This window comes from Bacillus sp. 0102A (genome assembly GCF_036765155.1).
Classification (GTDB): Bacteria; Bacillota; Bacilli; order Bacillales; family Bacillaceae; genus Bacillus; species Bacillus subtilis_G.
On the sequence record NZ_JBAIZW010000002.1, the window covers coordinates 756,441 to 780,362 of the forward strand.

The window sequence follows — 23,922 nt, forward strand, 5'->3', positions numbered from 1 at the left end:
TCCCCTCGTAGGATAGCCTTCTTCATTATAACGTCACACCTGATTTAAAAATGGCGAGTTCTCTGAAATCATTTTTTTCATGGTTCACAAGCTCGCCGCTTGCGACCTCAATCATATAGTGGATAAACTCCTGCAGCACATATTCCTCATGAACATCATCCTCCGCTAAAAGACCTGCGTTGAAATCAATCCAATGCGGCTTCGCCTCGTACAGCTGGGTGTTTGTCGCGACCTTCACCGTCGGGACAAAGGTGCCGAACGGCGTGCCTCTTCCCGTTGTAAACAGGACAATTTGGCAGCCGGCCGCTGCCAATGCAGAGGACGCGATCAAGTCATTTCCAGGCGCGCTCAAAAGCGTCAGCCCTTTTGTCTTGAGCACTTCGCCGTATTTCAAGACATCCGCGACAGGAGAAATCCCCGCTTTTTGCGTGCAGCCCAACGATTTATCCTCAAGCGTAGAGATGCCGCCCGCTTTGTTGCCCGGTGAAGGGTTTTCGTACACCGGCTGATCGTGTTTTATAAAATATTGTTTGAAATCATTGATTAAATGGACAATCTTATGAAATACTTCTTCATTGGTAGCCCTCTGCATCAGGATGGTTTCCGCACCAAACATCTCCGGGACCTCCGTCAGCACCGTGCTCCCTCCCTGTGCGATGATATAATCTGAAAAACGGCCAAGCAGCGGGTTTGCCGTTATGCCGGAAAAACCGTCCGAACCTCCGCATTTCAGCCCGATTTTCAGTTCGGACAGCGGAATGTCTTCTCGCCTATCCCCTTTAGCGGCTTCATGAATTTCCTTCAGCAAAGCAACGCCTGCCTCCATTTCGTCGGTCACCGACTGCGATTCAAGAAACTTCACCCGATTCAGATTCACATCCTGCAGCGCTTCCTTCAATCCCGCAAGCTCGTTGTTTTCACAGCCAAGCCCTAACACCAAGACACCGCCGGCATTTGGATGGCTAATGGCATTCAGCAGGATTTGCTTCGTATTTTCGTGATCATCGCCAAGCTGCGAGCATCCGTATTGGTGTTTTAACACGAGTATGTTATCAAATGGAGCGATATCCCCGGTTTCTCTGACAAAACGCTGGAGCATTTTTTCAGCTATCCCATTGACGCAGCCGACAGTCGGCACAATCCACAATTCATTGCGTACACCTGCATCTCCATTTTCTCTTCTAAATCCTTTAAACGTCCGGTTCTCTTTTGAGTACGGATTTTCATCAAACCTCGGTGTATAGCTGTATGTTTGGATCTCAGACAGATTTGTTTTCGTATTATGGACATGAATATGCTCTCCGATCGATATATCTTGTGATGCATGCCCGATTGGAAACCCGTATTTGATGATGCTGTCGTTTTCTTTGATAGGCTGCAGCGCGATCTTGTGGCCTCTTTTTATATCATCCTTCACTTCAATCGATACGCCTTCCGGATTCAGCCGCTCCCCCTTCTGGATATCCCGCAGAGCAAGAAGGACATTATCTTGTTTATGAATCTTGATAAATGACTTCATCGCACTTCTCCCCTTTGTGTGCAGCAGTGTTCAAGAGCCCGCTGCATGCCCAGCTCATGAATATGATTCAAGTAATCAGCGACTCTCTCAGTCAGCATTGGTATCACGTTGAGGTCTGTTCCCCACAGCCGCTGCTCGCCTAACACTTTTGTGGCGATACGAAGCATGTCTCCGTTCTCCTGATCCCAAACCTCTTTGAAAAATTGAAGAACAGCCGGATCGTCCTGCAATTTGTCGTTTCCCTGATAAAAATAAAGCAGAGCGCTGAATGAAAACACCAAGCGTTCAGGAAGCTGTCCCTTCTGTTCAGCATATTCCTGAATGGTCGGCAGGTTTCTCGTTTTGAATTTGGAAACGGAGTTCAATGCAATGCTTTCTAGGTAATGCTTCATATACGGGTTTTTGAAACGGTTCAGCACATCGTCAGCATATCGAGAAAGCCCTTCCATTTTTAAAACAGGAAGAATGTCATCACCGATCAGCTCTCTCATAAACCGCCCCACTTCCGGGTGCTCGACAGCATCCCGTACCGTTTTCAAGCCGTATAATAAAGCCACTGGCGTCATTGCCGTATGAGCACCATTTAAAATTCTCACTTTTTTAATCCTATAAGGGGTTAGGTCACTGACAATCTTTGTATGGAGCCCGGCAGCCGCAAAGGGCAGTTCTTCCCCAATCCAATCCGGCCCCTCGATGACCCATAAATAATACTGTTCTCCCACAACAATCAAATCATCTTGATAGCCCAGATCAGCTGTAATCTCATCAATGCTGTCCACAGGAAAACCCGGGACAATGCGGTCTACTAAACTATTGCAAAACGTGTTGGCCTCATGAATCCACTGTGTAAACCCTTCTTCCAGCTTCCATAGATCCGCATAATGAAGAATCGTTTCCTTCAGTTTTTCTCCGTTATTCTCAATCAGTTCACATGGGATCAAAACACACCCTTTTGTCTGATCTCCTTTAAAAGCCTGATAGCGAAAGTAGAGAAATGCAGTTAATTTCCCAGGGAATGTTTTTTGCGGTCTATCCTCTAACCGATCTGTTTCATCACATACGATACCGGCTTCAGTTGTGTTGGAGATGATAAACCGCAGCTCTTCGCTTGAAGCCAATTCTTTGAATGCTTCATAATCAGAAAACAAATCAATTCCCCGGCTGATTGAATTGATAATCATATGCTCGTTTACCGCATCTCCGTCTTTCATTCCCTGTAAATAAAGCGTATATAAACCATCTTGATCATTTAATCTTTTGATTTTTTCTGACCCTCTCGGCTGGACAACTGCGACACTCCCACTAAAATCAGTGTGTTGATTCAATAAATCAATCTGCCAATCGACAAACCCTCGAAGAAAGTTCCCTTCTCCAAATTGGAGAATTTTTTCCGGGTACTGAGTATAGTGATCGTACACGTCTTTATTCAGTTTCTGCACCTTCATTGCCTCCCTCTCTCATTCATGCACACGTTAACATTTTTCAGTATAAAGAATGCCCGCTGAAAAACAAGGGCATCACGTGGTCCATTGTCTAACAGAATCACGCACCATGAATTCTGTATTTTCCAAGATTTTTTCTGCTTTTGTTTCCGGCTCGCTGATCAGCGACAACAGTTTTTGTGCGCCAAGCACGCTGATTTTCTCAACCGGACGCTTCACTGTCGAAAGCCTTGGCGTAATGTATTGCGAAAACCCAATATCATCAAATCCGATTACGGAAATATCGTCAGGAACACGCAGGTCCTTTGCGAATATCGCATTCATCGCTCCGATTGCCATATCATCATTCGAACAAAAGACAGCGGTTGGAGGATTTGGCAGCGCCAGCAGCCGTTCCATCGCTTGAAAGCCGCTTTCCATATCGTATTGCCCTTTGACACTGTATTCATGTTTGATCGGAATATGGTGATGAATCAGTGCGGCTAAGTAGCCCTCCTTTCGCTGCTGGGTGGATTTAAAGCCTTCGATCCCCTCGATGATGGCGATGTCTTGATGTCCGTTCTTAATGAAGTATTCTACAGCTTCCTGAGAGCCTTCCTTGTCATTAGACAAAATATTCGTGATGCCTCGATCATCAATATCGCGATTCAGCACGACGAGCGGGATGTTTTTTTTCCGAATATGATAAATAAAAGAATTATCAATGTCACTTTGGCTCATTAAAATGATACCGTCATATCTCATCGGCGTAACGGAGTCATAGTTTTTTAGATCATCAATGCCGCGCACATACAGATTGTAGTTCTCACTAATGGCTCGATTGACGCCTTTGATTGTATCAGCAAAGAAGCTGTGTGAGGTTCCGTTTGTGATGCTTGTAAAGAAAAGCCCGATTGTATGTGACTTTTGCATCGCCAAGCTTTTCGCGTTTACATTTGGCGTATAGTTGAGCTGTGCTGCGAGCTCCAGTATTTTTTTCTTCGTATGTTCTTTGATGTAAGGGCTGTTGTTGAGTGCTCTGGAAACGGTTGTGTGAGATACGTTTGCGAGTTTTGCGATATCTTTTATGGTTACCATCTAATTCCCTTCCTTATCATACCGGCTGCGATTATTTACTGTATATTGTATCATCAAACATACCGCCTCTCCCACTATATTTCCAGATTAATAAGACACCGGATTCTCAGCTTCTGTTCCTGCCGGTTTTCCGATGAACGGACGGACAAAACGAATCACAGCCCGACAGATAGCACCCTGTCGAATAAACAAAGAACACTGACAAAGCATCCTATTCCTCATCTCTTTAGATGAAGATCCTGAACAATCTGTGCATGCTGCTGGTCTGTGAGTTTATAGAGAAAGCCGATAATGATCATCGCTAATGCCAAAGCAATGGCCGGATACAGAAGCAGCAGCGCTTTGATGCCGATCAGCGCCTGTGCTGACTGGACAGCATTCGGTACATAGCCGATAATTCCCAAACCGATGCCCGAGAGAAAACCCGACAATGACTGAGCAAGCTTTCTGGAGAAATTAAAAAGTGAATATGTCGTTGCTTCTTTCCGTTCCCCGGATTTCCATTCGCCATAGTCAATAATATCGGAGACAAGCGCCCACGTGATGCCATTTGGGATACTGATTCCGATAAAGGCGATGCTGGCGAGAATCGTAAACATATAAACGTTTGATGGAAGCATAAAGTTGATCAGATCCGCGGCCACACTGATGCCGAAGCCGGTCATTGCCGTTCGTTTCTTACCAAATATCTTGACGAGCTTTGGCAGGAATACGACGCCCAAAAAGGAAGAACCGATAATTATAAAATTCATATATGCCATCAGTTCAACATTGCCCAGATTATATTGTGCGAAATAGATGAGCATGGCGGATTTAATGTTGTATGCGGAAATTGAAAAAATCGTCATCAGGACCAAGGTTAGGAGCGGTTTGTTTGTGATAAATGTTTTGACGACAGATGAGAGTGTTAATTTTTCTTTTGGCGCCTCCGATATGACAATGCGCTCTTTGCAGTTGCGGTAGCAAATATAAAACCAAAGTACACCGAGTGCGGCGAATAAGCCCATGACCACCGGGTAGCCGACCTTCGGATTATCAAACTTGACGAGCAGCGGCATCACAGCCACACTTGTGATAAACAAGGCTCCAAGCGATCCGATTTGGCGGAAAGTCGAAATGGAGGTCCGATCCTCAGAATTTTGAGTCATCGCTGCTCCTAATGAGCCGTACGGAATGTTCACAAACGAATAGCCGATGCTCCAAATCATATAGGATGCATATGCATAAATCAGTTTTCCAGTCGTTGATACATTGGGAGACAGAAAAATAAGAACAGTAAGCAGCGCAAGCACGATGCTGCCGATTAATAGATAAGGCCTGAATTTACCCCGTTTGCCGATATGTTTGCGATAATCAATTGATGAGCCGACAATCGGATCGGTTATCGCCGCAAACAGCTTGCTGACTAAAAAAACGCCGCCGGCCATCGCAGCCGGGATTCCCGCTACATCAGTAAAGTACTTCAATAAATAAATCTGGCCGAGATCAAACATAAAACCGTTGCCAAAATCACCAAATCCATAGGAAATTTTCTCTTTCAACGAAAGCCTTTTCTCCGTTTCAATCGACACAACCTTATTTGCCAGTTCAGTTCGCATCTTCCACCTCTGTATCATAAAAATTTTCGGGTAGTGGTCCGCTCAGGATGACGCATGATCACGGTGCTGAGCGGACATTTGGTTACACGTTTGCTTTCTCTTCTTGAAATTGAAAGTAGTGTTTCGCATTGTCATAGCAAATTCCCTGAACAATGCTTCCCAAAAGCTTCATATCATGCGGCACTTCACCGTTTTCCACCCATTCACCGATCAAGTTGCAGACGATCCGCCTGAAATATTCGTGGCGCGTATAGGAAAGAAAGCTTCTGGAATCTGTGAGCATGCCGATAAAACGGCTGAAAAGGCCGACATTTGACAACGCTTTCATTTGATCGAGCATCCCGTCTTTTGTGTCGTTAAACCACCAGGCTGTGCCGAATTGTATTTTCCCGGGGGTGATGCCGTCCTGAAAACTGTTGATCATGCTGGCGATAACATAGTTATCGTTTGGATTAAGTGAATATAAAATCGTTTTAGGCAGCTGGTTCTTCATTTCAACAGAGTTCAGCAGCTTATACAAAGGCTTAGCGATTAATTCATCATTCATAGAATCATAGCCTGTGTCGGGTCCGAGCCTCTTCATCATTTTTGTATTCGTGTTTCTCAAAGCGTTGATATGAAACTGCATTGCCCAATCGAGCTTCGCATACAAACCGCAAAGAAACTGAAGCGTATACGTCTTAAATTTTTTCTCATCTTCATAAGAAACCTCTGTTCCTTGTAATCTGTCAGAAAAAATCCGTCCCGCTTCCTCTTTTGTCGTTTCGGCAAATACCATCGAATCTATCGCGTGATCAGACACTCTGCCGCCGGCTGAGTGGAAGTATCGCACTCGTTTTTCCAACGCCTTTAGAAACTCACCGTAGGTTGTAATCGATGTGGCTGCGGCATCTTCAAGCGCCTTCACCCAATCAGGAAAGCCTTCACGATTGATCTCAAGTCCCTTATCCGGCCGAAATCCCGGCAGTACGCTGACAGGAAAATCTTTGTCTTCTTTTAATAATAGATGGTATTCAAGAGAATCGACAGGATCATCAGTTGTGCAAACGACCTTTACATTTGATTTCACGATCAAATCCCTTGCCCCGAAGCCCTCTCCTTGGAGCAGTTCATTCGTCCGTTTCCATATAGCCGGCGCGGATTGCTCATTAAAAATCTCATAAACCCCAAAAAAGCGCTGCAGTTCTAAGTGAGTCCAATTGTAGAGCGGATTGCCGATCGCCATCGGGACAGTTTTCGCCCAAGCCGTAAATTTCTCCTCATCAGACGCATCGCCGGTAATGTATGTCTCATCAATTCCATTGGCTCTCATGACGCGCCATTTGTAATGGTCTCCATACAGCCAGGCTTCCGTGATGTTTTGAAATGTCTTATTTTCATAGATTTCTTTCGGGCTTAAGTGGCAGTGGTAATCAATAATCGGCATGTCTTTCGCATAATTGTGATAGAGGCTGACAGCGGTTTCATTTTTCAGCAAAAAATTGTCGCCCATAAAGGGTTCCATGTCCTCACCGTCTTTCATTCGATTTCAAAATGTTAACGTGAACATTTTGATTTAGCTTTATTTTACCTTTATATTCCTCTGCGATCAATCTCTTTTCGAAAATGAAATGTTAACGTTAGCAAACAAGTGAAAAAAAGACATCGCCGGAAAACACTCCGTGAGGAACGCTTCCTGCAATGTCGAGTCTATAAGAAAAGATTAGTAAGCCAGACTGAAAAGTCCTTTAATATGTGTTAAGTAGCGTACGTTACTTGCTTCTTTCATCAAGGAAGCAGGAAGACCTTTAAGCGGTGTAGAATTTTCACCAATGATGGCAACCGCGTCTTTGCGTCCAAGGCTTGCAAGTGTACCAGAGTTTACTGGATTGAATGTTTCAAGCGTTTTGCCTTCTAAGTAAGCGAATAGGTTGTAACCGATCAGCTCACCCATTTGCCATGCGATTTGTGCAGTCGGCGGGTATGGACGGCCGTCTGGAGCGAAGTAAACTGCGCTGTCTCCGGCAACGAATACATCTTCATGAGATGCAGATTGCAGGAAGTCATTTACTGTAGCGCGTCCGCGGTTCACTTCAAGACCTGATTCACCGACTAATGGGTTGCCTTGTACGCCGCCAGTCCAAACAAATGTGTTGGCAACAACTTTAGATCCGTCTTTCAGATCAATCACGTTACCTTCCACATTTGTAACAGGAAGACCTGTTAAGAACTCAACGCCGCGTTTTTCAAGGCTCGCAGTCGCGCGTTCGATCAGATCATCCGGTAGAACAGGAAGGATTTTCGGACCTGCTTCAACCAGTTTCAATTTGATTTCTTTATGGTCTACGCCGTATTTTTTCGTAAGGTTCGGCATGATGTCAGCAAGCTCACCGACAAGCTCAACACCTGTTAAGCCGCCTCCGCCGATAAGGATTGTTGCATCAGCTTCGTTTTTCGTTTGAGCGTACTCGCGCACACGATCTTCAACATGCTGGAAGACTTTGTTCGCATCGGCAGCAGATTTCAATACCATGCTGTTTTCTTCAAGACCCGGGATGCCGAAGTAAGCTGTTACAGAACCAAGGCCTACAACAAGCGCATCGTAAGATAATGCAGAACCGTCAGCAAGCGCTACTTCTTTTTTATCAACAGAGAAAGAGCTTACTTCCGCAATTTTAAGGTCAATGTCTTTACCTTTGAAAAGTTTTTCTAATGGCATTGCAATCGCTTTTTCAGACACGTTGCCTGCTGCAAGACGGTGTAATTCCGTAATGATTTGGTGAGTTGGGTATTTGTTTACCACTGTCACTTTTGCTTGTTCTTTCGTGTAATGTTTGCGAACTGTTAGAGCAGAAAGAACTCCGCCATAACCAGCGCCTAGAATGACAATATGTTTTGACATCGTATATCCTCCGTCCTTTATATCAATTTGAATCTGAGATTATTTTTGGTTTTCGCGTTCGTTCATGACTTCAAGGTAGCTGTTAGCAAAACGGAACAGCTTTTGAGCTTGAGGATCTTTCAGCATGCGTAACAGGCCGAATAGACCAATCGTTTCGCTGCTTGCATCAGCGCGGTCTTTCGCTTCGATTGCAGTCGCAGCCACTTCTTTCGCTGTTTCTTTTACAGGCTCAAGCATTTCAGTGATCGCACCGACAGTGTCGCTTTTTAACACTTCGTCAGTTGCTACAGACTGAGCGAAATCATAAGACTTCGTTAAAATATTCACTAACTCAGTCAGTTTTGGAAGCTGGTCAACTAAAACAGTCAGTGATTCTTGAACTTCTGGCTTTAACAGCTGATCAATAAGATCTTGCTGGCTTTGGCTGACAGACGCATTTGTTTGATCGATTGTTTCTGGCATATCCAATTCTCCTTTACTATAAGCAGTTTGCAGATTTTTTTGGAAAGGGTAGTGCCTCTCCCTGATCTCATACTTGAAAGCATAAGAATAAGGATTGTGAATTCATGCACAATCATTTACAAAAATAAATGTTTACTACCCAGTTTTTCATCTTGCCATATTCAGTATTATTTTTATCTCAAAAATAAACAATTGAATAAGTCAAAAATCCTTTACTCTCTCTGAAAATAGCAAACACAAAAAACTCCAATTCGATTACCTTCTATATGATAACACTTTTTGAACAAAATTTGAACGTGAATTGCTTCGATTATGAAATTAATTTAGATGGAGCCCGTGTCATAACGTTTCTGCGGCACTAGTTATTGACAATCCGCCAATTTTCTCCCCTTCACTTTACCCATATTTTTAAAAGAGGCGCTCTTTTTCCTGTGATCGGGTCATTCTCCGGCAATGACACCTGTTTGATCTGTTCCATCGCTTCCTCTCTTTCACTTGGCTCTCCGGTCTTCATATCATACTGAACGCCTCCCGGATAAGCGCCAATGACGGTAAAATCGGAGCTTGCGCTTCGCTTTTTATGGCCGACTCCGGCTGGAATCACGACTGCGTCGCCCGATTTGATAGGAATGGCGGCCCCTTTTTCTCCCCCAAATTGAATCACAGCCTCTCCCCGGACTGCAATCAGGACTTCATGCGTATTGCTGTGATAGTGATGGTATGGAAAAACACTCCCTGACCAGCTGTTCGACCAGCCATGCCGATTGACCATCTGCTCTGCCCGACCGGTGTCCTTGAGTGCGTTTTGATACACAACAAGCGGAAAATCAGGGTGATTCGGAATCCTGCCGTCATCCTGAAAGAAATACGTCTTTGTCTCTGCTTCCATCAATGCCACCTCCATTTTTTGTCTTCCACACATAGCGGTTTGTAAAACATGTTTATTTTCTCACGACTCCATTGATCTGGGTGATACCGAATAGTATAGTATAAAAAATAATGCCAGAATGAGGGATATCATGAAAGCAATCGTTATCGGAATATTGGCTTCACTCTTTTTCGCCGTTACCTTTATTTTAAACAGAGCGATGGAATTATCCGGAGGCAGCTGGCTTTGGAGCTCTTCGCTGCGCTTTATTTTTATGGTGCCGTTTTTATGTTTGATTGTCATCATAAGAGGGACATTCGCCTCTCTCTTACAAGAGATGCGGAAAAAGCCGTTTTTTTGGATCAAATGGAGCTTTATCGGCTTCGTGCTTTTTTACGCGCCGATTACATTTGCGGCTGCATACGGTCCCGGGTGGCTTGTAGCCGGAACTTGGCAAATCACCATTGTAGCCGGTGTGCTCCTATCTCCACTTTTTTATGTCAAAAAAGAGTTGCCGGGAGGCCCGCAGCTCGTTCGGCAAAAGATTCCCCTTGTTTCACTTGGCACGTCCGTGATCATTCTGATCGGAGCGGCGCTCATTCAGCTTCAGCATGCAGAATCGCTTTCTGGGAAGACACTGCTTTTCAGTGTGCTGCCGGTTGTCATTGCGGCTTTTGCCTATCCGTTAGGGAACCGGAGGATGCTCGAGGAATACGGAGGCCGGCTTGATACATTTCAGCGTGTGCTGGGAATGACCTTGGCCAGCCTTCCGTTCTGGCTGATCATAGCAGCTTACGGCTGGTGGTCAGACGGCCTTCCGACAGCGGGGCAAACCGTTCAATCCTTCATCGTGGCCGTCAGCTCAGGCATCATTGCGACCGTTTTATTTTTCTGGGCCACTGATATGGTAAGAGACAATCCGCAAAAACTCGCAGCAGTTGAAGCAACTCAATCCGGTGAAGTGATTTTCGCGCTGCTTGGTGAAATTGTTCTGCTGTCAGGCGTTTTCCCATCCCTATTATCATTTGCCGGTTTATTCATTATTATGGCGGGGATGGTATTGCACACCTTTGCTTCACAACCGGGAAAACTGAAAAAGAAAACACAGTCAAATCTGACCGCGTAGCATCTGCGGAGAATAGGTGAAAACCTGTTCTCTTTTATTATTGCTACCAAAAGATATCTGTTTCACGTTATATTTACATATAGTATCAGCCTACTTTACTGAAAGGTGATTATTGTAATGGAAGCAAACAATCAAACACAAAACAACCCAGCCATCTCCTTCAGATCAGTTAGAAAAAGCTATGAACAAGATGGACAAACCTATGATGTGTTGCAAGATGTCACCGGAGACATTCAACAGGGCGCAATCGCGGCCGTTTTAGGCCCTTCCGGTTCAGGCAAAAGCACCCTCCTGTCCATGTGCAATTTAATGAGAACGCCTGATAGCGGCGAAGTAAAAATATACGGAAAGGAAGTCAGGCATTGGAATGTCAATGAGCTGAGGCGAACGGCAGCCCTCGCGTTTCAATCTGCCCCCGTCCTCGATGGGACAGTGCGCGATAATCTAAGTCTGGTCCAAAGGCTGCATCTATCCCAGCTGTACTCCCCTGAAGAGCTCGCTTCTCTTACAGGGCTCCCGCCAGAGCTGTTAGACAGAAGCGCCAAGGATTTATCGGGCGGGCAGCGGCAACGGCTGTCACTAGCCAGAACGCTCACTAATCCTTCCTCTATTCTATTGCTGGACGAAATCACATCGGCCTTGGATCCGGTTGCTGCTCTTGAGATTGAAGAACTGATCAAACGTCAGCATCAAGAGAAAAAATGGACAGTCATGTGGGTGACTCATAATATGGAGCAAGCAAAACGAGTTGCCGATACCATTTGGTTTATGGCGGATGGCCGGCTTCTCGAAATTGCAGCAGCCGAAACCTTTTTCTCCGATCCGCAGCATGAAGCAGCCAAAGAATTTTTGAAGGGAGGCACCCGGTAATGGATTACCTTTCCCTCTCTTTAACGATGATCTTTGTTTTGATCGCCTTGTTTTTATCAAAATCTTTTAAAGCCGGCGTTGAAAAAGACATGATCATCGCCACGATCCGGGCCGCGGTACAGCTGCTTGTCATCGGTTATGTACTGTCGCTGATTTTCCGCGGAGACCACCCTGTATTTATTTTGCTGATGGTGCTGTTAATGCTGGTAGTGGCGGCGCAAAATGTCATCAAACGAAAGAAAAATACAGTTGGTTCGTTTTGGAGAGTGTTCGCAGCGTTAGCGATTGTAGAAATTGTGACGCAGGGAATTTTGCTGTCTCTTCACATCATTCCGCTTACTGCCCGATATGTCATTCCGATCAGCGGGATGGTCATCGGAAATTCGATGGTGCTCGCAAGTCTGTTTTTAAACCGGCTTAGCTCAGAAATCGGCGTTCGCAAAGAAGAGATACAATTGATATTGTCTCTTGGAGGCACACCGAAGCAATCCATACAGCGTATTCTTACTTCAGCGATGAAAATGAGTATGATCCCGACGCTGGAAAGCCAGAAAACGCTGGGACTTGTTCAGCTCCCAGGCATGATGACCGGCCAGATACTAGCCGGCGCGGACCCGATTCAGGCGGTACGCTTTCAGCTGCTGATCGTGTTCACAACGATGGCGTCAGCCGCACTGACATGTGTGATCTTAAGTGTGCTGACATACCCGTCATTATTCACAGCGCATCAGCAGCTGAAGGAGAACGGGTTTACTGAATCTGCTTGACAGAGAATATTTATACATCACAATCATTCCATAAAAAGATCAGCCCTTCCCGAAAAGGAAAGGGCTGACCATTATTTCACACCTAAAAAAGCAGTTGGATTCAAATAGCAAATCTCGTCAGCGATGTTTTGATTCAAATCAAACCCGTTTGCTTCAGCAGCTTTTTTTACCTCTGTCAAATATTCCGTATATGCCTCAGTCACTGTCCCATTCTTCAACTGACCGAAATCCGTTGATACGCATATGCGATCTGTTCCCCATGTTTTCAGCACTTCAACTAAATCCTCGTGCCGATCGTAACCGATTTTGCTCATTAAAACAGCAAATTCAACATAGACGTTTTTTGAAGAAGACAGCATGTCGATGACCTCAGCAATTGTAAAATTCGTACACTGGTAAAACGGGTGAGTAATCATCAGCTTACATTTTTGTTTTTCTGTTTCTTCAATCAGCATATACACTTCTTCTTTTGAGGAGTGGCCTGTCGCTAATGGAATGTTAAACGCCGATGCTGTTTGAATGACTTCCTTTGTTTCTTGACGCAGTTTTCCGTTTTCGCTGACCCTTTCATATTTCACTGTATGTTCAGCTAAAACCGGGTGAGATGTTGTTTGTTTTGTTTTTGGTTTGTTTGACGGTATGGTCAGAGTGGGAAACCAAATCATCATTGAAGAATGATCCGGACCGTTTGCAGCAATCGCTGCTTCAACTACCGCTCGGTTGATACCACCGTTATACTGGTTCAATGTAATAGACCCAAAGAGCGGAAGACCCATCTCCCGGGCCGCATGCGCAAGCGGCGTTGTGGCCATCAAATGGCTTTTCATAACGGCTGCACCATTGTTCGCTTTTAATTCTTCACCCAGATTAAAAATCGTATATCTTCTATTGTACGTATCAGGCCATGCGTGTACATGAAGATCTAAAAATCGCTCAAGCTTCATTTGGCTGTCACTTCATTCTCCCAAGGGCGATGATAGTTATACATTTCACGCGCTTCTTTTAAATGTATGCCTCGAGAAACGGCTTCTTTGATTTTCTCTTCCGTTTCTTCAATGGCTCTGGAACGCTTGATGACTTCTTCGGCAACGTCTTGAGGAATGGCGATCACTCCATTTTGGTCCGCGCGAACAAAATCGTTCGGCTGAATGACCGTGCCGCTGATCGTGACGGGCACCTGATGGGCTGTTTTTTTCGTTCGGCCTTTTCCCGTTTTCATATAGACAGATTTACTGAACATGGCGTACTCAGTTTCTCGAATATAATCAATATCACGGCAAGCACCATCTATTACAGTGCCCGCGATTTTCTTTTGAATAGCCAGTTGGGTTAAAATGTTGCCCCACACTGTGCAGTCCGTACGGCCGTTATTGGCAAGAATGACGACTGAATCCTCGTCAGCCGCATCAATGAAATCGGCTGCTTTGGCAACTTGCTGTTCCTCTTCGTTCGGGTCTCTGTATTCCACTGTAAACGCTGTTCCGCAAATATTTGCAGACGTGTTTCTCGGTACGATACCGCATAATCCGCCATCTATATGTAAACTGTCCAATGCGTCAGAAATCGTCGGTGTATCAAACAATTTCAATTCTTTTATGATTTGTTGATTATCCACTTATTTGGTCCTCCTAGCAGTTTTGAATGATGGCATTTGCCGTTTCTTTTGTGCTTGCGATACCGCCTAAATCGTACGTTAGCGTTTTTCCTTCTTTTAACACTTTATTGACAGCGGTTTTGATCCGCATGCTTTCTTCCATATATCCGCAATGCTCAAGTAAAAGAGAAATGGTTAAAAATTGAGCCATCGGATTCACTTTCATTTTACCGGCATGTTTTGGGGCTGAGCCGTGTACCGGTTCAAAATAAGCATTCTCGTACCCGAAGTTTGAACTCGGTGCAAGGCCTAAGCCACCCATGATTCCTGCCCCGAGATCGGAGAGGATGTCGCCGAATTGATTTTCACTGACAATGACGCCGAAATGTCCCGGATCTTTCACCATCCACATCGCTGTCGCATCAACGTTTTGGACCTCCCAATCCACTTCTGGGTAGCCCTTCGCCACTTCTTCTAAAATGGTTAACGCAAACTGACCGGACTGTCTCATCACATTTGGCTTATCTGACCACGTCACTCGTTGATAGTTGTATTTTTTAGCCCATTCAAAGGCAAACTTCAACAACCGCCTTAAGCCATTTTTCGTAATCAGCCGAATTGCGGCGCCGCCATCGTCTTCCCCGTCAAGCTGCCAATTATTTAGTCCGTTCTTGTTTGCCTGAATAAAATCAAACAGATCTTTAGGAATAGGCGAAAAGTCGAGCCCCGCGTAAAGTCCCTCTGTATTTTCGCGAATAACGGTCATTCTAAACTTTTTAGATTGCTGATGGTCTAAACTGTAAGCCGGACGCACATTCGCGAACAAATTTAATTTTTGTCGCAGCTGAATGACAGGCGAGACATACTTCAGGTTTTGATCTTGTAATGACGGATCTAATTCTTTTAAGCCCTGAGCGTGAGGTTTGCTGGTGATTGCGCCTAATAGTGTCACATCACTTGTTTCAATTAAATCCCACGTTCTTTGCGGAACTGGGTCACCTTCTTTTTTCCAAAACTCCCATCCGATATCACCGAACTTTAAATCAATATCGACACCTAATCGATCAAATACCGGTAAACTGCATTCGATAACCTCAGGACCGATTCCATCTCCTGGTAAAACCGCTGCTGTTATTTTTGCCATATGTTTTTACACCTCTGCTCCAAAATGTGAATCAATAAATTTTTCGATGACTTGTTTGACTTCGTCTGGTTTTTCACCAAACATGCGCATACCGCTGTTTTGGATAAAATGAATGTTCGCCTGCGGCATATATTTTTCGAAGTATTCGGACTCTTCTTTCCCTAATAATATCGATTCTTCTCCGAAAATGATTTGAATCGGCGACTTCATCTGATCATGATATGTTTTGCCGTTATGGTTTATAATGGCTTGGACACCGGCTTTCATTTTGGCAACGGCAATCGCCTCATCTTCTATGTCTGTTGTCTCCAATCGGAATATCGGCAGCTCGCTTTCTTTTACGACCCATGGCACTAGACCCGCTTGAAGCCCTTTGACGCCAAATTTGTCGCAAAGCATATACCATGTGGAAAAGACCGCCTTTAATTTTTTATTTGGATAAAGCATAGTGGACACCAATAAAATAGGAGTGTCTGCATATTCATTGAACGTGCTTAAATACTGAGCCATCATCCCGCCGAGAGAAAAGCCCCAAATCATATAAGGTGTAATGTTGTTCTTTTTGACATAATCATGTGCCCACCGAGCCAATTCAGGAACCGTAAACGAATCTTTTTCCTTATTTTCTTGAATCAGTTTTTCCGGGACATCTAGAATGATAAATGTATAGTCGTTCATGTACGGCGCAAGAGACACCATCCATTCTTCCCGGCTTAATGCGTCTGCGTCCATTCTTGGCAAAACCAAAATCACTCTGTCTCCGGTTCCTAGCTCTAGTTTCCAGCAGCGTTTTACATTTTCTTTGTTCATCATCATACTCACCCTACTTGACTCAGCTCGGTGCTTCGCAGCGCAAATTCCGCACGATTAACCAACGTCTGCTTTTCTAAAATGACTAATAGATCCAATAATTTAAGACCGCTTGATTGTGCCATTCTATCGAGCTTGTCCAGTACATCTAAATTCAAATTATGCAGTCCCGACAAAATCCCTTCCTCTTTGTCATAGAAGGAATTCTCTGATGTATCATTGATGAATAGGGAGTAGGCTTGTCTTGATAACTGGATTAATTCACAAATGTCATATTTTTTGCTGAGATCTAAGCGATTGAGTATCGCTGCAAATGTCTCGATGCACAGGTTCCCCGGTCCTTTCCCAAAACCGTATAAACTTCCGTCAATGAACTGAACACCGCATTGAATCGCATCAATCGCATTTGCCGAAGCAAGGCCTAAATTGTCATGAGGATGAAAACCGAGTTCTACAGATGAGTGTTCTTTCAGCTTGGTAAATAAAGATGAAACAGCGGGCGGCATCATGGCTCCGTTAGAATCAGCCAAGTAAATGTAATCGGCTCCCGCCTCTATAACTTTTTCTGTAAATACGAAGATATCTTGGATATTCGCGTGACTTGCTCTGATTAAGTTTGCGCTGACATGAATCCCGTGTGCTTTCAATTCTTTGATAACCGGCAGGCTGGCATCCGTTTTCGCAAGAGGAATGCATAAACGGACCATACCGACTGAAGGATGCTTCATCCGTTCGAGAAATTCTTCTTTATATTGTGCCGGATGCAGCATGAGCACCAATTGTGAGCTTGCCCCCGCACCTATCGCGGAAGCCATTTCTTCTATGTATTCAATCGGGCAATAGTTTTGCAGATTCATCCCTTCGTTCGAAGACACATATCCGATTTCGATAAAATCAACATTCGCTTTTGAAAGTCCGCTGACGACTTGACGGGCAGCATCTAAATTGATCTTCGCCCCTTCAACATGAACTGATTCTCTTAACGTGACATCCATTAATTTTATACTCATCTTAAAACCCCTTTTTGTTTGGATTTGATGTTATACCGCTTCTTTTTTGCTTGTCCTCACCGCAGGCATCACAGAACGCCGTCTCTGATAAATATTATTTAACACAATCGCACCGATCGTTAAGAAGGCTCCGCCCGCTTCAACAGGCGACATTTTATAGCCTGTGATAATGGAAATCATAAACGACACAATCGGAACCAAGTTCATAAACAAAGAACCGTTGATCGGTGTCAGTATCTTATTGCCGATATTCCATGCAAACACACCGATAACACCTGCAAAAATACTCATGTACATCATTTCCCATTTGATCTCCATGACTTGATTGACAGCAGGCACTTCTACTTTTCCCAATATTACGAATATTGAAATAACAACAATGGATGTCACATTTCCGAAAATACAGCTCAAAGCGGTGTAACGCAAGGATGACCATTCTGGAAAGCTGCTGCCTCCAATTGTATAAAGAACCCAAGCTAACACGCTAATTGACATTAAAATAATAGGAACTGCCTGTTTATTGCTGTCCGCAAAGAAAGCAATATCTCCCTTTGTCACAACCAGCAATACGCCGATGAAAGACACGCCAACCAAAAGCAATGTAACATTCGCCGGTCTGTTCTTTTTGTAAACCCATAAAACAAGCAGTGACACCATCGGGATCAATGCCATTAATATAGAGCCTAAAATAGCCCCGTTATCACCTGCCATCTTTTGCCCTAAAAACACAAGAAAATTATAAGCGCAGAATGCCATACTCCCATAAAACCAAATCGGAACCAGTTTCCCTTCCGTCTTAAAACTTTTAGCTCCCTCTGTAAAAAACAGAATGATAGATAGTACGACTGCCACAATCAGATAACGTATCAGTGTAAAAAAGAATGGATCAATATGTTTCAGAGCTCTTCCAGCTACAGGCCATTGCGCTCCAAAACAAATACCTGCAATCAGGCAAAAAAGCACGCCTTTTTTAAAATGGGATGTTGTCATGTTCTTGCTCTCTCCTTTTATTGAAATACTCCCAATTTTCTCCTTTCCGTAAGATATTTCCTAATATACACAGGAGGGTAATATTTGTAAACTATTATTTTCAAAAAATTTTTATTTTTATTAATTTTGAATTAACAACTTTCGACTTACGAAAAAACATATTAAAACCCTAATAAATCAAGGTTTTGTGTATCATGGAAACGTGCACATCTCTCCTTATTATTTTTCAAAAAAAATGAATTCTTTTATTTTTTGGAGATTTTAAACAAAAAACAAAGAAAATATTGCAAGCAGAATGTAACCCATATAGAATGTTAAAGTGACATAAGGTATTTAGAAAATTTCGAAAGGTCGTTTTATCAAATGCAGAAATTATATTTTTCCAGCTATATCAGTTCACAAAAACCTGAAACCATTGTCAATAAGCAAAACGCCTGTCCTTTTTGTGACCGCGATAACCTTACCGGCATTTTAGAAACTGACGGGGATATGATTTGGCTCGAAAATAAATACCCCACCATCCAAGATACGTACCAGACGCTGATTGTGGAGACAGGCCAGTGCGACGAAGATATAACGACTTACAGCAATAAAAAAATGAGAAAACTGATACGGTTTAGTTTAGAAAAACTGATACATATGGAAAAAGATCCTCAATACAAAAGCGTTATATTGTATAAAAACCATGGCCCGCTTTCAGGCGGCAGTATAAAACACGCCCATATGCAGATTGTCGGATTGAAACATGCGGATTATATGGAATCGCTCTCATATGAGAATTTTCTAGGGATCAAGGTTGCAGAGAATCCGAATCAAGCTGAATTCAATCTGTCGGGCGATCCGATTATGGGTTTTACTGAAATGAACGTCATCATAAGTGACTCGCTGGAGCATACAGACCTAATGGCTGATTACATTCAAACAGCTGTTACATATTTGACCCAAGATTTCAGCTATAAATGTACAAGCTATAATTTATTTTTCTATCATACAAATCATCATATCATCTGCAAAATCGTACCGAGATTCGTCGTTTCCCCTTTCTTCGTTGGCTATAAAATCCCGCAAGTTTCGGTAGATGAGCGATTACATGAAATAAAAGAAGAATTGCAGAAAAAACTGAATACCCCGATGAAAGAAAACAATGTGCTATAGAAAACGAATGCTTCGAAGTTTGACAGTATAAAAGGCAACTGAGAGGTTTAAACGTGCAGGGGGCTTCAATAATGAGCAAATATAAAAAGTATTGTTGGAGGCAACTCACAATTTAAAATCATCCTTTTAGCAAGACAAAGTCATTTTTCAGCATGTTTGAAAACCCTTGAAGTCTAGGAATAACGAGCATCGAAGCACAGCGAATGTTGGAATTCGTGAGCACCGAAGCGCAGGCTTGACAACGAATGCGAGGGTTTGTCGACACGCTGAAAGCCGCTTCCCTTTTGGAAAGCGGCTTTTTGCACTAGTTATTCGTTTTCTTCATAATACTTAGACAGCTCGATAATCATCGCACCCATCCGCTCAATCTCCGGAGCAAGCAGTCTCGTGATGCCTTCTTCCCGCAGTGCTTCAGCAGTCACTTTTCCGACAGCCGCAGCGATGGCGCGCTCTTCGAATACGGCCTTCAATTCATTGATATAGCCGCGCTCCTTGGCAAAGTCAAACAGGGAACGAACCTGAATTGCGGTTGTAAAACAAACGGCGTCGATCTCACCGTTCATCAGCTCACGGCATAACCGCTCCACTGTTTCCTTCTCAGGCGGGATGTGCTGATAAGGCAGAATCGGCAGGACAGACGCGCCCTTTTCTTCAAGAAATGCCATGAGGGCCGGCGCGTTTTCTCCATGAAGCTGCACCATAACTGTTTTTCCTGAAAAGTCGTAAGGCGCCAAGGACCGGATTAAGCCCTTTGTTGTCCCATCTTCGTCAGAAGCTTCCGGTGTGATCCCAAGCTTTTTCAGCACAGACAGCGTTTTGTATCCCCGGCATGCCGCTTTGGCCTGGCGAATCGCCTGCAGAAACTCCTCTTTCATACCAATTTTCTCTGCCATATCGACAAGAGTCTCTGTGCCAATACCTGTTGTGAAAATGACCCAGTCAGCTTTTTCCTCCGCAAACGCCCGCAAATCCGGCTCCACCTGCTTCTCTGCTAAATAAACCGTTCCTTGGAGAGGCCGGATGACAGAAGTTCCGCCCTGTTTTTCAATGATTGTGCTGATTTCTTCCGTTTTTCGGGAGCCCCCGATCGCCACGCGTTTTCCATGTAACCCTTTTCCCATACCCGTTTCCTCTCCTCTTTGCATAGTTTTTTTATGTATACGAGCTTAATAAAGCTATTGTGGCGCAAACCAAGGGAGAAATCAAGATAAACCCAGACCTCTAAAATCCATTGAATACACCGGAAGCTTGCTGTAATATAAACAGCAGACACGTTTGCTAACGGAGGATCGACATGGAAACAAAAAATGAAGAATATGAAACAAAAGGCTACGATACATCGATCGTTTACGAATTCAATGAATACCCGGACGTCCGCAGCGGGCGCTGTGACAATTGTGATTACACACTGTTCAAAAGCTCTGTAAAAGGCGGAAAATTTCTAAGAGAATGCCAGAGATGCGGGTTGAAAAAAAATATCTAAACAAAAAAACCGAAATCGAATTTTTGATTTCGGTTTTTGTTATTTAATGCGGAACAGCCGTTTTTTTCATAAACGCTTCAATCTCTGCCGCCGCACGCTCCGCTCCGCCTGCTTCTTTTACATCTTTTTGCATGTTTTTGACGCGGCTTAACACCTCTTGATCACCGGATACGGCCTGAACTGCTTCCCGCAGCCTGGAAACAGTGACTTCCTCTTTCGGCAAATAAACGCCAAGGCCTAATTCGTCGGCACGCTTTGCGGTGAGCTCCTGCTCATACATTTGCGGAATGACGACAAGCGGCACACCGGCATTCATTGCTTCCATCGTACTGTTCATCCCGCCATGAGAAATAAACAAATCGGCTTTCGCCAACACCTCAAGCTGCGGCACGCTTTGGCGAATGGTAAAGTGAGCAGGGATGTCACCAAGGCTTTCAGGATCAATCGATTTCCCGACCGACATGATCACTTGCCACGAAGAATCCCGAAATGCCTCGATGCACATCTTGTAAAATTCCGGCCATGCGTTAAACGCCGTTCCCAATGAAATCAGCATAAGCAGGCGATCACCCTTTTCAATCAACAGGCTTTCTTGTTCCGTCCGTTTTCCAAGGGAAGGGCCGACAAAACAGAAACGGTCATCGAACGTTTCATGCTGGATTTGAAAAGACTTCGGCATAAAGACAATATTTAATGCTTCCGGCACAGCTAATTGTTCAAATGAAACAACCGGCAATTGCTCTTGTTCCAAGTAGGCTTTAAATTCAGCCTCGGCCTCTTTTATCATTTTCAGCATGTCTTTGCTTCCGAGCTGAAAGGATTCATTTTGGGCATATGATGAACAAAGCTTGACAGCGGGCACATTGAGCTTGTCAGCAAACAATTTTCCAGCCAACGCCACAAAATCATAGATGATCAAATCAGGCTGATCATCCTTATATAAGTCTTCAATCTGCGGCAGAATGCCAAGTGATTCTTTTAAGAAACTGAGCGCCGCGTCATTTTTTTCCATCATCTCCCTGATTTGCTTAGGATCAATGTTCAATGAGGTATGATAAATCAGTGCTTCTGCACCGGCTTTCTGAACAGCAGGCGCGAACTCCTCCGTCGTGGCATACGTGACACGATGCCCTCTCTCACAAAGCTTCTCTACTAATGCCAGCGTAGGATTGACATGCCCGTACGCCGGAATATTGATCATCGAAATATGGTGCTTTTTCATGAAACCAGTCCCCTTATTGATTAAATTTTGACACGAAAGCTCTTTAATCCGTATATCACACTGTTTTCAATCGGCGTGATACTGACACATTCCATATGAGGAAAAGCAGAAATCAAAGACGTTAACGCAATATTCGCTTCAAGACGGGCAAGCGGTGCCCCAAGACAAAAATGGATGCCGTGTCCAAACGCGATATGCGGATTGGGATGGCGGTGAATATCAAACAGGTGTGCCCTGTCAAACTTCGCTTCATCACGATTTGCTGACGCCACAAAAGCCAGAACCATATCACCTTCTTTAATGTGGTGTCCCCCAATCTCCGTATCCCGCTTGGCAATGCGCCTCAAAACCGGTGCAGGCGCCCTGAAACGCAGGGCTTCCTCCACTGCCTGAGGCATTAGTTCAGGATGGCACCGCAGTTCCTCGTAAGCATCCGGCGTTTCCAATATGCTGTACATCGCATTTGAAATCAGGTTTGTTGTGGTTTCATTCCCGGCCACCAATAGCAGCGTGCAAAACGGAATCAGTTCTTCTCCGGAAAGCTTCTCGCCTGTTTCTTCCGCTTTCACTAAAATTGAAATGATATCCTGTGCCGGTTTGTTTCGCTTTTCTTCTATGATGTTGGCAAAGAACGCAGCCAGTTCTTCCTCGCACTTGTTTCGTTCTTCCAAAAAGGCTTTTTCAGCTTCTTCACTTTTATCCTTCGGCGTGCTGACCAGAAGATCGGACCATGTTTTAAACCGCTCCATATGCTCAGAAGGAACCCCGAGCAGCTCTGATATCACGATGACCGGAAGCGGATATGAAAAATCGCGCACAAGATCAAACTCGCTTCGCCCCTGACATGTTTCAATCAGTTCATCTGTGATTTCCTGAATTCTCGGTTCCCATTGCTTCATCACACGCGGTGTGAAGGCTTTATTCACGACAGAACGGATTTGCGTATGCCTTGGCGGGTCCATATTAATGATGGAATTCCCAATAGCGCTTGATTGCTGCGGCATATAGCTGGAAAACACCTCTTTATCCAATGACTTTTTTGACATCATTATAAAGAAAAACGCTCCACACCTGGTTTTCTTCATCATAGGAAACAGGCGCATTCCTTCTCATCAATTCGTACCACGGAAACGGATGATAAGCATCCTGTTTGTTTTTTTCATTGAGCAGTGCTCGCTGCAAGGCTTGCCGGCGGTTTAACACATTCATGTATTGTCACTCTCCTTGAAAGAATTCAGCAATTGGCGCTCTTCTTCACCTCCCGCTTTCGAGAAAGAGAGGGACAATCAAGTATAGACAGATTGATAACAGCAGGCAGGCGATCATGATGTCCGGTGCAGGCATCATATATTCCCCCTCGAATTTCGTTCATCTTACCATAATCTTTCAATTTTTTTCTATTCTGCACTACCATTTGGGCTCACAACGTGACGTTAGGCATAAGCATGCAAATTCAATATGCATTCAATTGCACACGTTCCGATGCAAAAACACTCCTATTTTCAACCAATAGCACTAACTTAAAAAGATGACTTTTCCATTATATAAAGCACGCTGATTCTATGATTTAATAGAAGGTAAAAGGTGAAGGAGAGAACAACATGGCAGCACAGACTGATTTCCACAAACAATTTGTCGGCATCCTGCTTTCACTTGTATTTGTATTGTTTGTGTTCTCTTTTTCTGAGAGACACGAAAAACCGCTTGTTGAGGAAAAAAATCAAGAAAACTGGCATGCTGTCGTCGACAAAGCTTCTATCGAGATTTACGGCAACCGATTAGTTGAAGAAAACAAATTAAAGCAAAAACTCGGCCATAAACAAGCCGATTCTATTTTGACCCTTCTGAAACTCGCCAACGAAAAACATATTGCGCTATAAAAAAGAAAGAGCCTTCCGGGCTCT

At 44.1% G+C, this 23,922-nt stretch carries 22 protein-coding genes and 2 pseudogenes; 6 read left to right on the plus strand and 18 right to left on the minus strand.

Annotation, left to right across the window (positions count from 1 at the left end; genetic code table 11):
• Positions 1-25: 25 nt before the first annotated feature.
• The 9 genes and pseudogenes from V6D41_RS08080 to V6D41_RS08120 form a co-directional block, all read right to left on the minus strand.
• Entirely contained in the window at positions 26-1,519 is a 1,494-nt protein-coding gene (locus tag V6D41_RS08080) for a UxaA family hydrolase (RefSeq protein WP_333517834.1), read from the minus strand.
• Positions 1,516-2,958 carry a tagaturonate reductase gene (locus V6D41_RS08085; RefSeq protein ID WP_333517835.1) on the minus strand — a complete coding sequence of 481 codons (1,443 nt, stop codon included), beginning with the start codon at positions 2,956-2,958 and terminating at the stop codon, positions 1,516-1,518. The genes V6D41_RS08080 and V6D41_RS08085 overlap by 4 nt, the downstream gene beginning before the upstream one ends.
• A gap of 78 nt (positions 2,959-3,036) precedes the next feature.
• Positions 3,037-4,038 carry a LacI family DNA-binding transcriptional regulator gene (locus tag V6D41_RS08090; protein ID WP_333517836.1) on the minus strand — a complete coding sequence of 334 codons (1,002 nt, stop codon included), beginning with the start codon at positions 4,036-4,038 and terminating at the stop codon, positions 3,037-3,039.
• Positions 4,039-4,125: 87 nt separating this feature from the next.
• Positions 4,126-4,200: pseudogene (locus tag V6D41_RS08095) on the minus strand (hypothetical protein); the annotation flags it as partial.
• 56 nt (positions 4,201-4,256) lie between these two features.
• On the minus strand, positions 4,257-5,636 hold the full coding sequence (locus tag V6D41_RS08100) for an MFS transporter (protein WP_333517837.1): 1,380 nt from the start codon (positions 5,634-5,636) through the stop codon (positions 4,257-4,259).
• A gap of 82 nt (positions 5,637-5,718) precedes the next feature.
• Positions 5,719-7,140: a glucuronate isomerase gene (gene uxaC, locus V6D41_RS08105; RefSeq protein WP_333517838.1), complete on the minus strand. Its 1,422-nt coding sequence runs from the start codon at positions 7,138-7,140 to the stop codon at positions 5,719-5,721.
• A gap of 198 nt (positions 7,141-7,338) precedes the next feature.
• Positions 7,339-8,517, minus strand: coding sequence for an NAD(P)/FAD-dependent oxidoreductase (locus V6D41_RS08110; protein WP_148963877.1), 1,179 nt, complete (start codon positions 8,515-8,517; stop codon positions 7,339-7,341).
• A gap of 39 nt (positions 8,518-8,556) precedes the next feature.
• Positions 8,557-8,979, minus strand: coding sequence for a DUF1641 domain-containing protein (locus V6D41_RS08115; protein WP_148963878.1), 423 nt, complete (start codon positions 8,977-8,979; stop codon positions 8,557-8,559).
• A 391-nt stretch (positions 8,980-9,370) separates the two neighbouring features.
• Positions 9,371-9,868 (minus strand): cupin domain-containing protein, encoded by a 498-nt coding sequence (locus V6D41_RS08120; protein WP_333517839.1) that lies wholly within the window; start codon positions 9,866-9,868, stop codon positions 9,371-9,373.
• Positions 9,869-9,998: 130 nt separating this feature from the next.
• On the opposite strand from V6D41_RS08120, the gene V6D41_RS08125 reads away from it, so the two are divergent.
• The 3 genes from V6D41_RS08125 (at position 9,999) to V6D41_RS08135 (ending at position 12,610) form a co-directional block, all read left to right on the plus strand.
• Positions 9,999-10,973: a DMT family transporter gene (locus V6D41_RS08125; protein ID WP_333517840.1), complete on the plus strand. Its 975-nt coding sequence runs from the start codon at positions 9,999-10,001 to the stop codon at positions 10,971-10,973.
• A gap of 117 nt (positions 10,974-11,090) precedes the next feature.
• Positions 11,091-11,843, plus strand: a complete 753-nt coding sequence (locus V6D41_RS08130; protein WP_333517841.1) for an ABC transporter ATP-binding protein — start codon at positions 11,091-11,093, stop codon at positions 11,841-11,843.
• Positions 11,843-12,610 (plus strand): ABC transporter permease, encoded by a 768-nt coding sequence (locus tag V6D41_RS08135; protein WP_333517842.1) that lies wholly within the window; start codon positions 11,843-11,845, stop codon positions 12,608-12,610. The genes V6D41_RS08130 and V6D41_RS08135 overlap by 1 nt, the downstream gene beginning before the upstream one ends.
• 71 nt (positions 12,611-12,681) lie before the next feature.
• Here the strand turns inward: V6D41_RS08135 and V6D41_RS08140 are convergent, their stop codons facing one another.
• From V6D41_RS08140 to V6D41_RS08165, 6 genes are read right to left on the minus strand one after another with little or no spacing between them, the layout of a single operon-like run.
• Positions 12,682-13,554: a DUF6282 family protein gene (locus V6D41_RS08140; protein WP_333517843.1), complete on the minus strand. Its 873-nt coding sequence runs from the start codon at positions 13,552-13,554 to the stop codon at positions 12,682-12,684.
• Entirely contained in the window at positions 13,551-14,225 is a 675-nt protein-coding gene (locus V6D41_RS08145; protein ID WP_333517844.1) for an RraA family protein, read from the minus strand. The genes V6D41_RS08140 and V6D41_RS08145 overlap by 4 nt, the downstream gene beginning before the upstream one ends.
• 13 nt (positions 14,226-14,238) lie before the next feature.
• Entirely contained in the window at positions 14,239-15,348 is a 1,110-nt protein-coding gene (locus V6D41_RS08150) for an isocitrate/isopropylmalate dehydrogenase family protein (RefSeq protein WP_333517845.1), read from the minus strand.
• Positions 15,349-15,354: 6 nt separating this feature from the next.
• Positions 15,355-16,161, minus strand: coding sequence for an alpha/beta fold hydrolase (locus V6D41_RS08155; protein WP_333517846.1), 807 nt, complete (start codon positions 16,159-16,161; stop codon positions 15,355-15,357).
• A 5-nt stretch (positions 16,162-16,166) separates the two neighbouring features.
• A complete protein-coding gene (locus tag V6D41_RS08160) occupies positions 16,167-17,168 on the minus strand; it encodes a hypothetical protein (protein WP_333517847.1) in 1,002 nt (333 codons plus the stop codon).
• Positions 17,169-17,198: 30 nt separating this feature from the next.
• Positions 17,199-18,158 carry a DMT family transporter gene (locus tag V6D41_RS08165; RefSeq protein ID WP_333517848.1) on the minus strand — a complete coding sequence of 320 codons (960 nt, stop codon included), beginning with the start codon at positions 18,156-18,158 and terminating at the stop codon, positions 17,199-17,201.
• A 363-nt stretch (positions 18,159-18,521) separates the two neighbouring features.
• On the opposite strand from V6D41_RS08165, the gene V6D41_RS08170 reads away from it, so the two are divergent.
• A complete protein-coding gene (locus V6D41_RS08170; RefSeq protein ID WP_333517849.1) occupies positions 18,522-19,313 on the plus strand; it encodes a DUF4931 domain-containing protein in 792 nt (263 codons plus the stop codon).
• Between the two features lie 308 nt (positions 19,314-19,621).
• Here the strand turns inward: V6D41_RS08170 and V6D41_RS08175 are convergent, their stop codons facing one another.
• Positions 19,622-20,434 carry a uroporphyrinogen-III synthase gene (locus tag V6D41_RS08175; protein WP_333517850.1) on the minus strand — a complete coding sequence of 271 codons (813 nt, stop codon included), beginning with the start codon at positions 20,432-20,434 and terminating at the stop codon, positions 19,622-19,624.
• A gap of 173 nt (positions 20,435-20,607) precedes the next feature.
• Between V6D41_RS08175 and V6D41_RS08180 the strand changes: the two genes are divergently transcribed.
• Positions 20,608-20,796 carry a hypothetical protein gene (locus V6D41_RS08180; protein WP_333517851.1) on the plus strand — a complete coding sequence of 63 codons (189 nt, stop codon included), beginning with the start codon at positions 20,608-20,610 and terminating at the stop codon, positions 20,794-20,796.
• 43 nt (positions 20,797-20,839) lie between these two features.
• Here the strand turns inward: V6D41_RS08180 and V6D41_RS08185 are convergent, their stop codons facing one another.
• Together V6D41_RS08185 and V6D41_RS08190 are read right to left on the minus strand one after the other, a co-directional pair.
• On the minus strand, positions 20,840-22,018 hold the full coding sequence (locus tag V6D41_RS08185) for a glycosyltransferase (RefSeq protein WP_333517852.1): 1,179 nt from the start codon (positions 22,016-22,018) through the stop codon (positions 20,840-20,842).
• A 20-nt stretch (positions 22,019-22,038) separates the two neighbouring features.
• Positions 22,039-23,227: pseudogene (locus V6D41_RS08190) on the minus strand (cytochrome P450).
• A 392-nt stretch (positions 23,228-23,619) separates the two neighbouring features.
• On the opposite strand from V6D41_RS08190, the gene V6D41_RS08195 reads away from it, so the two are divergent.
• Positions 23,620-23,898 carry a hypothetical protein gene (locus tag V6D41_RS08195; RefSeq protein WP_333517853.1) on the plus strand — a complete coding sequence of 93 codons (279 nt, stop codon included), beginning with the start codon at positions 23,620-23,622 and terminating at the stop codon, positions 23,896-23,898.
• Positions 23,899-23,922 lie beyond the last annotated feature (24 nt).

Coding starts and splice junctions, on each gene's coding strand:
- V6D41_RS08150 (WP_333517845.1), bottom strand. CDS start 15,348: ATGGCAAAAATAACAGCAGCGGTTTTACCAGGAGATGGAATCGGTCCT.
- V6D41_RS08185 (WP_333517852.1), bottom strand. CDS start 22,018: ATGAAAAAGCACCATATTTCGATGATCAATATTCCGGCGTACGGGCAT.
- V6D41_RS08100 (WP_333517837.1), bottom strand. CDS start 5,636: ATGCGAACTGAACTGGCAAATAAGGTTGTGTCGATTGAAACGGAGAAA.
- V6D41_RS08115 (WP_148963878.1), bottom strand. CDS start 8,979: ATGCCAGAAACAATCGATCAAACAAATGCGTCTGTCAGCCAAAGCCAG.
- V6D41_RS08175 (WP_333517850.1), bottom strand. CDS start 20,434: ATGGGAAAAGGGTTACATGGAAAACGCGTGGCGATCGGGGGCTCCCGA.
- V6D41_RS08080 (WP_333517834.1), bottom strand. CDS start 1,519: ATGAAGTCATTTATCAAGATTCATAAACAAGATAATGTCCTTCTTGCT.
- V6D41_RS08125 (WP_333517840.1), top strand. CDS start 9,999: ATGAAAGCAATCGTTATCGGAATATTGGCTTCACTCTTTTTCGCCGTT.
- V6D41_RS08090 (WP_333517836.1), bottom strand. CDS start 4,038: ATGGTAACCATAAAAGATATCGCAAAACTCGCAAACGTATCTCACACA.
- uxaC (WP_333517838.1), bottom strand. CDS start 7,140: ATGGAACCCTTTATGGGCGACAATTTTTTGCTGAAAAATGAAACCGCT.
- V6D41_RS08110 (WP_148963877.1), bottom strand. CDS start 8,517: ATGTCAAAACATATTGTCATTCTAGGCGCTGGTTATGGCGGAGTTCTT.
- V6D41_RS08140 (WP_333517843.1), bottom strand. CDS start 13,554: ATGAAGCTTGAGCGATTTTTAGATCTTCATGTACACGCATGGCCTGAT.
- V6D41_RS08155 (WP_333517846.1), bottom strand. CDS start 16,161: ATGATGAACAAAGAAAATGTAAAACGCTGCTGGAAACTAGAGCTAGGA.
- V6D41_RS08170 (WP_333517849.1), top strand. CDS start 18,522: ATGCAGAAATTATATTTTTCCAGCTATATCAGTTCACAAAAACCTGAA.
- V6D41_RS08160 (WP_333517847.1), bottom strand. CDS start 17,168: ATGAGTATAAAATTAATGGATGTCACGTTAAGAGAATCAGTTCATGTT.
- V6D41_RS08120 (WP_333517839.1), bottom strand. CDS start 9,868: ATGGAAGCAGAGACAAAGACGTATTTCTTTCAGGATGACGGCAGGATT.
- V6D41_RS08135 (WP_333517842.1), top strand. CDS start 11,843: ATGGATTACCTTTCCCTCTCTTTAACGATGATCTTTGTTTTGATCGCC.
- V6D41_RS08195 (WP_333517853.1), top strand. CDS start 23,620: ATGGCAGCACAGACTGATTTCCACAAACAATTTGTCGGCATCCTGCTT.
- V6D41_RS08180 (WP_333517851.1), top strand. CDS start 20,608: ATGGAAACAAAAAATGAAGAATATGAAACAAAAGGCTACGATACATCG.
- V6D41_RS08165 (WP_333517848.1), bottom strand. CDS start 18,158: ATGACAACATCCCATTTTAAAAAAGGCGTGCTTTTTTGCCTGATTGCA.
- V6D41_RS08130 (WP_333517841.1), top strand. CDS start 11,091: ATGGAAGCAAACAATCAAACACAAAACAACCCAGCCATCTCCTTCAGA.